Annotated in this window: 14 protein-coding genes; 9 read left to right on the forward strand and 5 right to left on the reverse strand. The window is 49.9% G+C overall.

The features are described 5' to 3' along the window. Positions 1 to 49: 49 nt before the first annotated feature. Positions 50 to 1,063 (reverse strand): dihydroorotate dehydrogenase-like protein, encoded by a 1,014-nt coding sequence (locus tag IPM52_13485; protein ID MBK9292619.1) that lies wholly within the window; start codon positions 1,061 to 1,063, stop codon positions 50 to 52. Positions 1,064 to 1,295: 232 nt separating this feature from the next. Here IPM52_13485 and nifJ point away from each other — a divergent pair, with 232 nt between their 5' ends. Next, positions 1,296 to 4,829, forward strand: a complete 3,534-nt coding sequence (gene nifJ, locus IPM52_13490) for a pyruvate:ferredoxin (flavodoxin) oxidoreductase (protein ID MBK9292620.1) — start codon at positions 1,296 to 1,298, stop codon at positions 4,827 to 4,829. Positions 4,830 to 4,865: 36 nt separating this feature from the next. Continuing rightward, on the forward strand, positions 4,866 to 5,204 hold the full coding sequence (locus IPM52_13495) for a hypothetical protein (protein MBK9292621.1): 339 nt from the start codon (positions 4,866 to 4,868) through the stop codon (positions 5,202 to 5,204). 108 nt (positions 5,205 to 5,312) lie between these two features. Here IPM52_13495 and sppA read toward each other — a convergent pair whose 3' ends face one another. Further along, complete coding sequence (sppA, locus tag IPM52_13500; protein MBK9292622.1) at positions 5,313 to 6,323, reverse strand: signal peptide peptidase SppA; 1,011 nt, start codon at positions 6,321 to 6,323, stop codon at positions 5,313 to 5,315. A gap of 393 nt (positions 6,324 to 6,716) precedes the next feature. Between sppA and tnpB the strand changes: the two genes are divergently transcribed. From tnpB to IPM52_13520, 4 genes are all read left to right on the forward strand, one after another. Beyond that, positions 6,717 to 7,082 carry an IS66 family insertion sequence element accessory protein TnpB gene (tnpB, locus tag IPM52_13505; protein ID MBK9292623.1) on the forward strand — a complete coding sequence of 122 codons (366 nt, stop codon included), beginning with the start codon at positions 6,717 to 6,719 and terminating at the stop codon, positions 7,080 to 7,082. 145 nt (positions 7,083 to 7,227) lie between these two features. After that, on the forward strand, positions 7,228 to 8,040 hold the full coding sequence (locus tag IPM52_13510) for a transposase (GenBank protein MBK9292624.1): 813 nt from the start codon (positions 7,228 to 7,230) through the stop codon (positions 8,038 to 8,040). Further along, complete coding sequence (locus IPM52_13515) at positions 8,037 to 8,303, forward strand: transposase (GenBank protein ID MBK9292625.1); 267 nt, start codon at positions 8,037 to 8,039, stop codon at positions 8,301 to 8,303. Before IPM52_13510 ends, IPM52_13515 begins: the two co-directional genes overlap by 4 nt. A gap of 75 nt (positions 8,304 to 8,378) precedes the next feature. Continuing rightward, positions 8,379 to 8,669, forward strand: coding sequence for a transposase (locus IPM52_13520; GenBank protein MBK9292626.1), 291 nt, complete (start codon positions 8,379 to 8,381; stop codon positions 8,667 to 8,669). 26 nt (positions 8,670 to 8,695) lie between these two features. On the opposite strand, the gene IPM52_13525 is transcribed toward IPM52_13520, so the two are convergent. Continuing rightward, a complete protein-coding gene (locus IPM52_13525) occupies positions 8,696 to 9,442 on the reverse strand; it encodes a S49 family peptidase (protein ID MBK9292627.1) in 747 nt (248 codons plus the stop codon). Between the two features lie 253 nt (positions 9,443 to 9,695). On the opposite strand from IPM52_13525, the gene IPM52_13530 reads away from it, so the two are divergent. The 3 genes from IPM52_13530 to IPM52_13540 all read left to right on the forward strand — a co-directional run bounded on the left by IPM52_13530 (position 9,696) and on the right by IPM52_13540 (position 11,676). After that, on the forward strand, positions 9,696 to 10,451 hold the full coding sequence (locus IPM52_13530; GenBank protein MBK9292628.1) for a glucosaminidase domain-containing protein: 756 nt from the start codon (positions 9,696 to 9,698) through the stop codon (positions 10,449 to 10,451). A 74-nt stretch (positions 10,452 to 10,525) separates the two neighbouring features. Beyond that, on the forward strand, positions 10,526 to 11,023 hold the full coding sequence (gene folK, locus IPM52_13535) for a 2-amino-4-hydroxy-6-hydroxymethyldihydropteridine diphosphokinase (GenBank protein ID MBK9292629.1): 498 nt from the start codon (positions 10,526 to 10,528) through the stop codon (positions 11,021 to 11,023). Positions 11,024 to 11,034: 11 nt separating this feature from the next. Beyond that, the gene (locus tag IPM52_13540) at positions 11,035 to 11,676 is read left to right on the forward strand and encodes a deoxynucleoside kinase (protein MBK9292630.1); all 642 of its coding nucleotides are present in this window, start codon (positions 11,035 to 11,037) and stop codon (positions 11,674 to 11,676) included. A 205-nt stretch (positions 11,677 to 11,881) separates the two neighbouring features. Here IPM52_13540 and IPM52_13545 read toward each other — a convergent pair whose 3' ends face one another. Beyond that, positions 11,882 to 14,356, reverse strand: coding sequence for a hypothetical protein (locus IPM52_13545; protein ID MBK9292631.1), 2,475 nt, complete (start codon positions 14,354 to 14,356; stop codon positions 11,882 to 11,884). A 212-nt stretch (positions 14,357 to 14,568) separates the two neighbouring features. Then, entirely contained in the window at positions 14,569 to 15,102 is a 534-nt protein-coding gene (locus IPM52_13550) for an RNA methyltransferase (protein ID MBK9292632.1), read from the reverse strand. Between the last annotated feature and the right edge of the window lie 41 nt (positions 15,103 to 15,143).

Consider the following 15,143-nt stretch of genomic DNA (forward strand, 5'->3'; position numbering starts at 1 on the left):
GGCGACTTTTAAGCCGCCTTCATGTATGTAAAATACTCTAAAACAGTAATTAAACCATTGGATATTGCTTGAAGATCTCTCCCGACTTCATCAGGATATCCACATACTGTGCCCTGCGGTAGGCGAAGGGGTCGGAGCTGCGTTTGCTCGACAGCTTGCCTTTGAAATCGTCGAGCGACTGATAGCCCTTGGTTTCCATCCAGGCTTGCATTTCCTGAAGCATGCGGGTAATCTGTTTCGGGCCGTTTTTGTAAAGGGTGCTTACCACCTGTACGGCATCGGCTCCGGCAAGAATCATCTTGATGGCGTCGGCCCCGGTGAAAATGCCCTGGCTGGCCACGATGGTGCCTTTGATGTTGCCATAAAGCAGACCGGCAAAGCGCAATGCCAGGCGGTTGTCAATTTCGTTGCTCAGGTTATAAGGGAAGTGATGTTTTTCGGTTTCAATATTAATGTCAGGTTGGAACAGCCTGTTGAACAACACAAAACCGGCAGCGCCCCTGCGGTCCATTTCGGCTATGGTGTAAAGCGGATTGGTGTAGAACGGACTCAGCTTGACCGAAACAGGAATGCTGACCACTTTTTTGATGCCTTCGATCACGTCCAGTTCCTCGTTCAGAATGCCGCGGCCGTCCACGTCGAAGTCGGTGGGTACGGCATAAAAGTTAACCTCCAGCGCATCGGCTCCGGCTTCCTCAAGTTTTTTGGCGTAGGTGTACCAGGTGTCGTCGTACACACAGTTGAGGCTGGCAATCAGGGGAATGTTCAGCGCTTTTTTGGCCTCTGAAAAGTGCATCAGAAATTCTTCCGGTCCGGCTTCATACAAATCTTCCTGAAACAGATCAGTCATCTCTGCATTGCGATGATCATAGTCTGTCATATGTTGGTGAAGCTCAAGGTTTTCGAGTTGAATCTGTTCCTCGAACAACGATTTGTAAACGATTGCGCCGGCTCCGGCTTCTTCCAGTTTTTTAAGCATTTCCACATCCGAGGTCAGGTTGCAGGCGCCAACCACGATGGGGTTCTTAAGCTTTAAACCAAGATAATTTGTGCTGATATTCATTGTCTTAGGTGTTTGATGATTGTCTGGTATTGCAAGGTGCATTTTTCGCTCATAAAAGTACGGCTTTTTTGCAAGGGGCAAAGCAGGTCGGCTAATCTAAAATCATTATAAATTACTTCATTACAAGCCACTTGGGTGCAAAACCCCTCGCCGGATTGTGCTTTAATGAGTAATTTCGCACGGCAATTGTTCATTCTTTAACAGTTACATACACAAACCTACCTATATAAATATGAGCAATAATAAGAAGTTCATTACATGCGATGGCAACTATGCTGCTGCGCATGTGGCTTACATGTTCAGCGAAGTGGCCGCAATTTATCCCATTACTCCTTCCAGCACCATGGCCGAGTATGTGGATGAATGGGCTGCCAACGGAAAGAAGAACATGTTTGGCGAAACGGTTCATGTGGTGGAAATGCAGAGCGAGGGTGGTGCGGCTGGTGCCGTGCACGGTTCGCTTCAGGCTGGTGCGCTAACATCCACATTCACAGCATCTCAGGGATTGCTCCTGATGATTCCAAATATGTACAAGATTGCCGGCGAGCTGTTGCCCGGCGTGTTCCATGTGAGTGCCCGCAGCCTTGCAGCTCAGGCCCTTTCCATCTTTGGCGACCACAGCGACGTCATGAGCGCCCGCCAGACCGGTTTTGCTTTGCTCGCTACCGGCAGTGTGCAGGAAATCATGGACCTGGCGCCTATTGCCCACCTGGCTGCCATCAAATCAAGGGTGCCTTTTCTGCACTTCTTCGACGGTTTCCGCACCTCGCACGAAATACAGAAGGTGGAATATTTCAGCACCGACGAACTTCGACCGCTGCTCGACATGGAAGCCCTTCAGCGTTTCCGCGACAATGCCCTGAATCCGGAACACCCTGTTACCAGAGGTACTGCCCAGAACCCTGATATTTATTTCCAGGCCCGTGAGGCAGCCAACCGCTACTATGATGTTATCCCCGACCTGGTGGAGGATTACATGCAGAAAATCTCGGCCATGACCGGTCGCGAGTATCATCCGTTCACCTACTACGGCGATCCCGAAGCCGAGCACATCATCATTGCCATGGGCTCGGTGACCGAAACCATACGCGAAACCATCGACTATCTGCGCGAAAAAGGCGAGAAAGTTGGTCTGGTAGCTGTTCACCTCTACCGTCCGTTCTCGGCCAAATACCTGCTCAATGTGATCCCTCAGACAGTGAAGCGCATTGCTGTGCTCGACCGCACCAAAGAGCCCGGCGCCAATGGCGAACCGCTTCTGCTGGATGTGAAAGATGTGTTCTACGGCCGCGAAAATGCCCCGCTTATCGTGGGTGGCCGCTATGGCCTCAGCAGCAAGGATACTACACCGGCCATGATCATCTCGGTGTACAACAACCTGAAACTCAATGAGCCCAAAACAGGATTCACCGTTGGCATCGTGGACGACGTGAAATTCCTTTCGCTGCCCCTGCTTCCCGAAATCAGCATCACACCCAAAGGTACCTACGAAGCCAAGTTCTATGGCATCGGAGCTGATGGTACCGTGGGCGCCAACAAGAACAGCATCAAAATTATTGGAGAAACCACCGACAAATATGCCCAGGCCTACTTTGCCTACGACTCCAAGAAATCGGGCGGCGTAACCACCTCGCACCTGCGCTTTGGCGACCATCCCATCCGTGCTACCTACCTGGTGAGCACGCCCGATTTTGTGGCCTGCCATGTACCGGCCTACCTGGGCAAATACGACATGCTCAAAGGGCTGAAAAAAGGTGGAACTTTCCTCCTCAACAGCATCTGGGACGAAGAAGAAACAAAAGCCAAGCTGCCCAACGATGTTAAAAAGTACCTGGCCGACAACCAGATCAACTTCTACATCATCAATGCCACCCGCATTGCCGAAGAAATCGGATTGGGCGGTCGCACCAATACCATCATGCAATCGGCCTTCTTCAAAGTGGCCAACATCATCCCCTACGAGAAGGCAGTTGAAAAGATGAAGGACTTCATCCTCAAATCGTACGGCAACAAAGGCGAAGTCATCGTCAAGATGAACTATGCTGCTGTTGACCGCGGAGGCGAGGTGGTAAAAGTGGACATACCTGCCGAGTGGTCGAAGCTCGAAATAGGCGGGCAGGCACAGGAGCTTGAACATCTGCCTGAATTCATCCGCGATGTGGTGATGCCAATCAACCGCATGAAAGGCGACGACCTACCGGTGAGCGCCTTCCTCAACCGCGAGGATGGCACCTTCCCGGCAGGAACTACAGTTTATGAAAAACGCGGTATTGCCGTCAATATCCCGGAGTGGCAGGCCGACAATTGCATCCAGTGCAACCAGTGTTCTTATGTGTGCCCCCATGCCGCCATCCGTCCTTTCCTGGTCAATGCCGAGGAAGAAGCCAACATGCCGGAGGGCACCGAACTCCTCGAAACCAAAGGCAAATTTGCCCCGCATAAATTCCGCATTCAGGTAAGTCCGCTCGACTGCACCGGCTGCGGCAACTGTGCCGACGTGTGCCCTTCGAAGGAGAAAGCCCTGGTAATGAAGCCCCTCGAAACACAACAGGCCGAAATTGGTCGCTGGGATTACTTTGCAAACAAGGTGACCTACAAAGACACCATTGTGGACAAGTTCCAGTCGGTCAAAAACAGCCAGTTTGCCCGTCCTTTGTTCGAGTTTTCGGGTGCATGCGCCGGTTGCGGCGAAACGCCTTACATCAAAACCATCACCCAGCTCTATGGCGATCGGATGATGGTTGCCAATGCCACCGGTTGCTCATCCATCTATGGTGGCTCGGCACCCAGCACCCCATATTGCGCCAACGAGGAAGGCAAAGGACCTGCTTGGGCCAATTCGCTTTTTGAAGACAATGCCGAATATGGTTTTGGTATGGCGCTGGGTGTCAATAAGATGCGTCGCCGCATTGCCGAGCGCATGATGGAAGCCCTCAAGGGTGAGATGCCCGAAGCCCGCCGCGAAGCTTTCAACCAGTGGCTCGAAAGCATGGATGACGCCAAAAGGTCGGAAGAAGCTTCCAAAAAGCTTATTGAGGTGCTCAGCGGAGCTACCGACGACCTGGCAAAAGAACTCATGGCCCTTCGCCAGTATTTTATCAAGAAATCAATCTGGATTTTTGGCGGCGACGGCTGGGCCTACGATATCGGATTCGGCGGCCTCGACCATGTGCTTGCCATGGGCGAAGATGTCAATGTGTTGGTAATGGATACGGAAGTGTATTCCAATACCGGCGGTCAGTCGTCCAAGTCAACACCGGTGGGTGCAGTGGCCAAGTTTGCCACCTCGGGCAAAAAGGTAAAGAAAAAAGACCTGGGTGCCATGCTTATGACCTATGGTTACATTTACGTAGCTCAGGTAGCAATGGGGGCAAACCAGAACCAGTTCTTCAAAGCCCTCAAGGAAGCAGAGGCTTACCCCGGACCTTCGGTTATCATTGCCTATTCGCCTTGCATCAACCACGGAATCCGCTCAGGTATGGGCACCGCACAACGCGAAGCCGAACTGGCTGTTGAATCGGGCTACTGGCAGCTTTACCGCTACAATCCGCTGCTCGAAGCCGAAGGTAAGAACCCCTTCCAGCTCGACTCGAAAGCCCCGGATTGGAGCAAATTCCAGGCCTTTATCAACAACGAAGTGCGTTTTGCTTCGCTGCGCAAAACCTTCCCCCAGGAGGCCCAGCGCCTGTCGAAACTGGCCGAAGAAAATGCCAAATGGCGCTATGACTACTACAAGCGTCTCGAAGCAATGGAGTACGCAAAATAATCATCCGAAAAACCGGGCCGCAAGCCCGGTTTTTTTATGACCTTTGTATATCACGATTCAGGTGGCATGAAAAAGTTCCGGTTTTATTCCGCTTTATTGTTTTCAGCCATGCTTATTGCCGCCTGCGACGATGAGCAGAGCGCCCGTGACACCTACTTTGGCGACAGTCCGGTTTATCAGCGCCCTGCACCCGATTTCTGGAGCATTCCGGAATATGCTTCGTTTTACTGGGAGGAAATTGAGCCGGAGTCCCCACCTGTGCAGTTGCAATATGAGTACTGGCGCTATGAACCTGAGCCTGAGATGGATATCGAAGAATACGACTTCTCCGGACGCTCATCCGGCCCGCCCGAAAGATTTGTGAATCCGGATTGAAGCGACCAGGTGAAAAGACTCAATAGAAAGCCCAAATTTCTTTATACTACACAAAAAAGGCTGCCTCACTTTTGAGACAGCCTCTTTTCTTTGATGTGTTTCTGCCGGTTAGTTTATTGAGAAATGAAAGGGCAGCCTGGCCTGCACCCCTTTCATCCGGCTTACCTGCGAGATGTATTCCACTAAATGGTAGTGTTCGCCCAGCTGCGCTTTGAGGGCACGTTTACCACTGTTCACCCCGCTCATGTCCTGTATGAGCCGGCGGATGGGATCGATCTGCTCCGGCTGTTCCACCACCCGGAAGTCCTCGCCCAGATTCGCTTTCAGGGCAGCGTAGGCAATGGCTGCCTGTAAACCGCCAATCGAATCAACCAGCCCAATGCCCAGAGCATCCTGGCCTGTCCAAACCCTGCCCTGGGCAATGCTGTCCACATAAGATTTGCGCAAACCACGGGTGTCGGCCACCAAAGTGATAAAATCGTCGTAAATCCTGCTAACCTCCCTGTTGATGACTTCCAGTTGATAAGGTTTGATGGGTTCCGTCACATCCATAAGGTCGGCATTGCGGTTGGTCATCACTTTATCAAAGGTAATACCTAATTTGTTGTTAAACAGTCCCTTGAAGTTTGGAATAACGCCAAACACCCCAATGCTGCCGGTAATGGTTCCCGGATCGGCAAAGATAAAATCGGCATTGGTCGAGATCCAATAGCCGCCCGAGGCAGCCACATTGCCCATCGAAACGATGAAGGGCTTTTCCTGGCGGGCCAGCTCCACCTCGCGTCGGATTACTTCCGAGGCAAGCGCGCTTCCACCCGGAGAGTTCACCCGCATCACAATGGCTTTAACTTTGTCGTCTTCGCGCAACTTGCGAATCAGTTTAGAGAGGTCGTCCGAGCCGATGGCATTCTCCGAACCCTCACCATCCGAGATTTCTCCTGTGGCATAAACAACTGCAAGTTTGTTTTTCGAGATGGACGATTTGCCAACTTTCGCATTGGTGTATTTTGCAAGTGTCACGGTTTCAATCTTGTCTTTCGGGCCTTTTCCGGTTTTTTCGCGCAAAAGGGCCAGCACTTCGTCCTTATACTTCAATCCGTCCACAAAACCAAGTTCCACAGCCTTTTCGTTCGATGCCGTGGCAAGTTCATCGTAACCCTTCGGCCACGAGCATATTTTAGGATGGGGTTGGGTTGCAGATATTTGCGCTTAAAATTTTTGGGATATGATTCGTAAAGAGCGCAAAGACAAAATGTTTTTTTTGGTTGAGCAGTGGGAGCAAAGTGGTCAAAGTCAAAGGTCGTTTTGCAATGGCAAATGGGATGAAGCTTTACACATTTCGTTACTGGGTAAATAAGTATCGTTCAAAGGAGCAGGCAACTGGAGGCTTTGTGCAGTTGAATGGGCCATGTAGCACAAACCTGTTGATTCGTTATCCCAATGGCATTGAGCTACATGTGCCGTTGTCTACCCCTGTATCGCTGCTCAAATGTTTAATCCGGATGTGATGATATGTTTTCCATTACTTCGGCAAGGTATTTTCTCTACCTTGAGCCAACAGACATGCGTAAAAGTTTCGACGGCTTATGCGGGCTGGTCACAAGCAAGCTTGGCCAAAACCCCATGAGCGGAGATTTGTACATTTTCATTAACAAGCCACGCAACTGCATCAAAAATGCTTCGGTGGGAACCCGGAGGGTTCGTACTGTTTACAAGCGACTCGAGCAAGGCAGGCTGCAACTGCCCAAACAAAGTATGGATGGGGTGAAAAACCAGATGCTCGACTATAGCCAGCTGGTGATGATAATCAATGGTATTTCAATGGAAAATGCAAGAAAAAACAAGCGATTTTATCGACATGATTTTGTTGGAAACTAAGGTTTAAGGCGGTCATTTCCAGCAGGTTGATTCTGTAATTTTGCCCTATGGCAAGCACAGAAACAATCACTATTTCCAAAGCAGCACATCAAGCCTTACTGGCCGAGCTCAATATGCTTCGTCAGAGCTTGCACGGCATAAGGACATGGTATCGGAATATGATGCGCTGGTGGTCGAGCTCAAGCTGCTCAAGCATGAACTTGCCCAGCTCAAGCGTATGCTATTTGGTGCAAAGAGCGAACGGTTTGTGGCTGCCAATCCCAATCAACTAACCCTTTTCGAGCTGCCGGAACCTCAGAAACCGGAGCCCCAGACCCAGCAAATAAACTACACCCGTACAAAAGCCGGGCAAAAAGACAAGCAACAACCGCTTCGTCTTGAACTTCCGGCCCATTTGCCACGCAAACAGCAGGTCATCGAACCACAGAACCTTCCTGAGGGCGCCCGCTTCATTGGTAATGCCATCACGGAGGTACCTGAATACGAGCCTGGCAGCATCTATGTCAGGCAGATTGTGCGCCCCAAGTATGTGCTTGGTCAGAACCAGGAACAAACACAGATAGCCATAGCCGAGCTTCCGAGCCTGCCTATCGAGAAAGGTAATGCCGGCGCAAGCATGTTGGCTCACCTGATAGTGAGTAAATACGCAGATCACCTGCCATTTTACCGTCAGGTACAAATGTTCAAACGTCAGAAGCTTCAGTTGTCAGAGTCAACCATCAACGGATGGTTCAGCGCCAGCTGTCAGTTGCTTGAACCGCTATACCATAGCCTTGTGGCAAAAGTTCAATCCTCGGGCTACCTTCAGGCCGATGAAACGCCCATTGCAGTATTGACAAAAGACAAGCCGGGCTCAACACACAAAGGTTACCTCTGGGTGTACCACGATCCGATGGAGCGCCTTGTGGTATTCGACTACCAACAGGGCGCGGACGCGAAGGCCCGGAGAAGTTTTTGAAAGACTTTAGCGGAGTGCTTCAAACCGATGGTTATGCAGCATACAACGGATTAAGACTCAAAGGCCATATCTTGCAACTTGCCTGCATGGCACATGCCAGACGCAATTTTGAAAAGGCATTGGATAACGACAGCCAACGGGCTGAAACTGCCCTGTTGCTTATAGGCAAGCTATACCAGATTGAGCGCATGGCAAAAGAGAATCACCTGAACCATGATGAGATAAAAATCCTCAGACAGCAACAGGCCCAACCTGTGGCTTGAGCAGTTGCATCGGTGGCTCAGTGAGCAACATGCCTGTGTCTTGCCCAAAGCGCCATTGGCCAGGCCATCACTTACATGTTGACCCTTTGGCCAAGACTGATAAGATACCTCGATGACGGACGATATCAAATGGACAACAACCTGATTGAAAACACCATACGTCCTGTAGCCCTTGGCCGAAAAAACTATCTGTTTGCAGGCTCGCATGAGGGAGCAAAGCGCGCAGCCATGATTTATTCCTTGTTAGCCACTTGCAAACTCAATGAAGTAGAACCTTTTGGCTGGCTCAGCCATACCCTCGAGGTACTTCCAGACCACCCGGCCAACCAACTGTACAAACTACTCCCAATAAAAAATCCAAAATAACAAGCAACACGCTCGTGGCCGAAGGGTTACAGTTCATCCGCATAACGGTTCAGATCGTTGACGCTGATGTTCCGGCTGGCGCTGATTTTTTCGAGGTAGTTGGCCCAGTTGGTGCCCAGAATCTTCTCCATCTGCTCGCGGTTGGCTTCGCTCATCTTATCGAGCATCAGGGGCTCAACCGCACTTTTGTATTTGTTGTTCGGACCACGGATAATTTGTGGCTCCACTTCCAGTTTGGCCAGCATATTCTTCAGAAAAGTAAGCTGAGCGATCATGCCTTTGAACATCAGGCTACCGTCGGGGTTCATATACACCTCGTCGGCAAGGCTGGCCAGGTAATAGGCCGACTGGCTGTAGGTTTCGCCGTAACTAATAATAAACTTTCCCGACTCTTTGAATTCGAGCAGCTTATTGCGTATCTCTTCCAGATTTGCCATGCCGGCATCCACAGTGCCAAGCTCCATAAAAATACCGGCAATGTTCGGGTCGGTTTTAGCTTTGTCAATATTGGCAAGAATATCATTCAGGCCAATGCTTTGAGTTGGCTTGAACGACATAAAGTCAAAGTTCTGGAAGGGGTCTTTTGCGCTTCGGTCCGGAATGGGTGCATCAAACCTGATGTAAAGCACAGTGTTTTCTTTCAGTTTTACGGCTTGTTTCTCGGCAGTTGATATCAGCGCCGACAAAATGCCCGCAAAGACGAAAAAAAGGAACAAAAACGATAAGATGGTGCCTGTGAACGAGGCAAGCAGAAATTTGAAGAATTGTTTCATGGGTTTGGTATTTGTGTTGTGAACCAGCTTCAAAAATAGTGCAATAATTGAAACAAAACTGATTTACAGGGTATTGTAATTGTTAAACAATCATTTTCAATATGCTGGCTGTACGATCTGACACAGCATATGCACGAAAACGGACAGGCTGGTGAATTGAACAGCAAACTGTGAAAAAATAATCGTACAGGTTCTGGAATTTGCTTGAAAAATGACCGATTTTTGACGGCCGAAGCTGATCTCAAATTTACCTATGACGAAGCTTGTTTTGCGTTCGGCCTTGCTTGCGGCCTGCATTGCGTTAATGCCATCAGATATTGGTGCAGGGCTGAACAATCCGCCAACCGACAGCAGGACACGCATGGTAAGTCATGGACTGGCATTGCCTTCAGGCTTCGACCTGCCGGAGCCAGAGCCGGTGGTTACGTATTATATCGACCACACCAAAGTATTCCCGAATCCAAAAAGCTTCGAAAAACCAAGCGACATCATGTCGAAAGGGCAGTTGCCCAAAAACAGGCTGGTGAGTTTCCTGTGGATGCACAATCCTTCCGTTAAACTGGAGTATGCAGAGCGTCTGGCCGATGCGTATGTGCGTGAGGCGGCCCAGGAAGGTGTAAACCATGATATTGCTTTTGTGCAAATGTGTCTCGAAACGGGGTTTTTGCGTTTCGACGGGGATGTCAGAGCTTCCCAGAACAATTTTTGTGGCCTCGGGGCTACCGGTAATGGTGAGCCGGGCATGAGCTTTGCCACGCTCGAAGAAGGGGTGAGGGCACACATCCAGCACCTGAAAGCGTATGCATCCACCGAAAATCTTAACAATCCGCCGGTGGCCAGCAGGATTGGCATGGTGAAACGGGGTGTCGCGCCAAGTTTTCATCAGCTCACCGGCCGATGGGCAACCGATCCGCTTTATGGCAAAAAAATCGATCTGTTGCTTTCCAGGATTTACGACGGAGCTACTCCTGAGCCTGTCCGCCGCAAAACATCCATACTTTTCGACTAAATCTCTCCTTTTGTTTGTAACTCACATCCCGTGCACTGGTTTGCTTTAGGCGCTTAGCCTTAAATTTGCGCCCGATGAAATTGCAGGAAGCATATATCCTATTGGGCACAAATCTTGGGCTGAAGGAAGAGGCGATTCAAACTGCAAAAGAGTTGCTGATCAGGGCATTAGGCGAACCTAAAATGCAATCGGCACTCTATGCCTCCAAAAGCTGGGGATTTGACGGGCCTGATTTCCTAAACCAGTTGCTTGTTTTTTTTACCGGTTTATCCCCTTTCGAGGTACTGGATATTGCGCTGGATATCGAGAAAGCTATGGGGCGCATTCGCCTGCCCGGACAAGGATACACCAGCCGGAACATCGATATCGACCTGCTTTACTTTGGGACCACCGTTATGCACCATCCCAGGCTCACCCTGCCGCATCCACGCCTGCACCTACGGCGCTTTGTGCTTATGCCGCTTGCAGAACTTGCTCCGAATATGGTTCACCCCCGGCTTGGTCTGACCCACAACATGCTACTGGCCAGACTCGACGATCAAAGCCCGGTCTGGGTACATCATAACTCTTAAAAATGGTCCCGATGATCGAAATCCCATACAGTTTCATTGCTATCGAAGGTACCATTGGTGCTGGTAAGACTTCCCTGGCCACACGAATGGCGTCCGACTTCAATGGCAAACTCATCTTGGAACAGTTCGAGGACAATGCCTTTTTGCCAAAGTTTTATGCCGAACCCGAGAAGTATGCCTTTCCGCTCGAAATGTCGTTTATGGCCTCGCGTTTTCAGCAGCTGAAAGACCAGCTTGGCAGCCTCGATTTGTTCAGAAACTTTATCATCTCGGACTACTACATTGCCAAGTCACTTGTTTTTGCCCAAAAAACCCTGCAACCCGACGAGTTCAGTCTGTTCAAACGATTCTTCTACCTCATCAATCCCTCGCTGCCCCGACCTGACTTGCTGGTCTATCTCTACCTTCCAGTAGAAAAACTGCAGGAAAATATTCGCAAACGGGGCCGGAGCTATGAGCAACACATCAAGGATGAATACCTCGAAGGCATCCAAACCGGATATTTCGACTTTATCCGCCAGCAAACTGATATGCGCATTTTGCTCCTGGATACGAGCAAGCTCGATTTTGTGGCCAACGAACATCATTATCAGGCAATCGTTGATGTCATTTTCAGGAAGTATCCTGCCGGCATTCATCGGTTTACATTTTAGGCGGCATAGTATGAGGCTTTCAATAGAAGAGTTCCTGTACCTTATCGGGGCAAAAGCGAGCCTGTTCTCCCACCTTATCCTGCGCCCAATAGTTACCCTGCGGGAATGCCTCCCTGACCGTTGATGGCCGGAATTGATGAGATGCCAAAACAAAAAAGGCTGCCTCACTTCTGAGACAGCCTCTTTTTGTTATCAAAGGTTGTTATTACTTCACGATTGCCTGGAAATCAGGTTCGTTGAAGAACTTGATGAATTCACGATCCCATTTGGCTGTGTTCTTGTAGCTGCCATCCTGTTCAATGGCCTTCATGAGGTTGCTGTACAGATAAGCGCTGTCGTTGGTGCGTGCACCGATGATGGCTTTTAGGTACGAGGCGCTTGCCGAAGCCGGAGCACAATCGAGGGTGGCCTTGGCGGCTGCATAATCCTTGTTGAGCAGCTGGGCAAGTCCGAGGTTATAGTCACACTTTTTTGCGCTCATCAGGCTGATGGCCCTGGCATAATCGCCTTTGTAGATATTCACAATTCCCATGTTGTAATCCACATCAGCTCCGAGGTCTTTTGCCTTTTTCAGGTTCTTTTCTGCTTCGGCAAAGTTGCGCTCAACAATGTTCAGCACAGCCATGTTGTTGTAAACGATTGGCGACTTTTGGGCCATTGGCATTGCTTTCTCGAGCAGTTTTTTGGATTCGGCATAGTTACCCAGTTGGAATTCGATCTCAGCCAGGTTCATGACCACGCGGGCGCATTTAGGATGGAGTTCCATGCCACTGGTGTAGATCATTTTCCTTGTTTTCAGGTCGTTGGTGAGGGTGGCTGCATAAAGCAGTTCTTCGAGGGTCAGCTGTGCCGGATCGGCAGTGGACAGACGGGCAATTTCCTCATCAGTTTTCTTAGGTTCGAAAGTATTGATGGTGATGATGCTGCGGCGCAGGGGCTGCAGGATCTCGTTTTCGATCTCAGGATAGATGAGGATCATATTGCGGATTTCCTGTTCGCGCTGTTCGGGAGCTGCCGAACGGATGACGTTGAGGATGGCATTCTTGTCTTTGAGGTTCGATGCCTCTACAGCAGCCATGAAGCCATTCCAGTCGGGGCCGTTGGCGCTGGTTTCAAATTTTAGCTCGTTCAGATTATTGAAAGCCATGCCATGGTTGCGGTTGCGCAGGAGCTGACGAATAACCCCTTCCATGTGTTCCCTGGCGGTACGAGCGCGGTTGGCTGAAAGGTTATTGTTGAAGGTTTCTTCACCTTCAGGCGATGCCCAGCCGGCGATGGTGATGTCTTTCACCTCCCATCCTTTTTGTATATGCTGAGTCACTTCACTTAAAGCTTTGCGGTTTTCTTCCTTGCGGTTGAGAGGCAGGTTCCAGTTGAGGTTGAACAGATTTACCTGATAGTAAATGTGTGCAACATCGGAAACGATGGTCACTTTTTCGTAACGGTCTTTTGCAACCAGTGTACGTGGCTTATCTTCAATGCGTTTGGAAGTGTAAACTACACCATCGGCGAGTTTAACCTGCGGGGCGGCGAAGAATTTTTCGTTTTGCATCACCTGTTCGCGGGAGGTGTGTACGATGGTTTTGGCAGGATAGATAAGCGGGGCGACTACCAGCTCGCTGACGTTCATCTTGGGGTCGTATGGAATCTTGTCTTTGTAAGTGAAGCTGCCGCCATTGGCCCAGCTGATCAGCTGTCCTTCGCCGATCACCGACTCACCCTTGAAGTTGATGGGCTTGAGTGCCACCGAACCACCGTCGTAAGTAAGCACAGGAGTAAAGTTCATTGCGGCATTCTTGCGGAAGTATTTCGGAGGGAAGGTGCCTTTGATGGTAATTTCAACCGAGTCGCCGCGCTCTTCCAGCGGATTCGGCATGGTTTCGAGGCTTACCTGGCCAAAGTTGTTCACCATGCTTTTCACACTGTTGCTGATGAATTTGTAGCGCAAACCCACGTTGAAGTGTGCAAACATATCGTTTTCAACTGTGCCTTCACGGCGCTGACCAAAATCAGTATCTCTGAACGCGTCCATGCGGTCGCTGTCCACGAAGTTGAAGGTGTAATTGGCGTAGATATCTGTCTTTTCGGTAACCCTAAAGTTAAAGTCAGCACCTATGGGCAGGGTGAGCGCAGAAGCACGGTTGCCCATCCAGCCTTTTTCCGGAGTGTTGGAAGCGTATCCTACTTCCTGCAGGAAGGCGCCGGTGGTCAGGTCAATTGCTCTTGCCCTGAAATTTGTTTGTCCGAAACCAATGTGCGGGGCAAATGTGAACAGCCTGTCGGGATTGTATCCCCAGATTGCGTTCACGAGGTTGAACGATAGGTTGAGGTTGAACTGGATGTGATCGCCTTCGGAGAGTTTGGCGTTGCGCCAGTCTTTTTCACCACCAAACCGACCGGCACCAGCCCGGCCAAAAGCACCAAACAATGGTGAGAACTGATAGCCCAGGCCGAGGTTACCGTTTAGCTTGTAATAACGGGGGTCGGGGGCAAAACCGTACTGATTGAGGTCGCCATGAAAAAGACTGAGGCCGGCGTCGCCAATCAGATACAGATGCTTGTCGAAAGCAGGATTGCCTGTGCCTTTCTTTGTTTTATCCTGCTGAGCAAAAAGCAGGGCAGGCAAAAGCGCAAACAGCAAAACCAAAACGATACCCGGGCGTAACTGTTTCTTGTTCATAAGTGTTGATTTGATTTGTTATGATTCGTTGAGTTAATCTCCGAATTTTAAAATACATATAAATTGTGACAAAAATAGGTAAAAAGCGCTGCTTTACAAGCGGTTTATGTTTTTTTTTAGATTATCAAAAAAAATCTTGAACTAAAGAGCAAGTGTAAAAAAAACATGAAGTCAATCACAAATCTCTCTGGGGTTTTATTCATGAGAATTCATTATTTCTTGTCGAGATGTGTCAGATTGAAAAGGTGCCAGAAAACAATACCTGCACAAACGCTTACGTTCAGGCTGTGTTTGGTGCCTGCCTGGGGCAATTCCACCGCACGCTGGCACCATTGCAGGGCAGCATCCGACACCCCGTCAAGCTCGTTGCCAAAGACGAGCGCAACGGGTCTGCTGGGCGCAAAATCCTGTAATTTAATGCTTTGGTTTGTTTGTTCAACACAAACAATTTCATATCCCTCCGCGGCCAGCTGTTTCAGACAATCGGTTATTTGGGGATAATAGTGCCATTCCACGGTTTCAGTGGCGCCGAGCGCGGTTTTATGAATCTCGCGATGCGGCGGACAGGCAGTGATGCCGCACAGATAGATTGCTTTTAGTGCAAAAGCATCCGCCGAGCGAAAAATGGAGCCCACATTGTGCAGCGAACGAATGTTGTCGAGCACGGCTACCGCCGGCATTTTTTCCAACCGGCGGAATTGCTCTGCATCCGGTCTGCCCAGTTCTTCTGACGTAAGCTTGCGCATTCAGTTGAAATGTGTGGCAAAATTACGAAAGCAGGTGCATT

The organism is Bacteroidota bacterium (assembly GCA_016715945.1).
GTDB lineage: Bacteria > Bacteroidota > Bacteroidia > Bacteroidales > F082 > JALNZU01.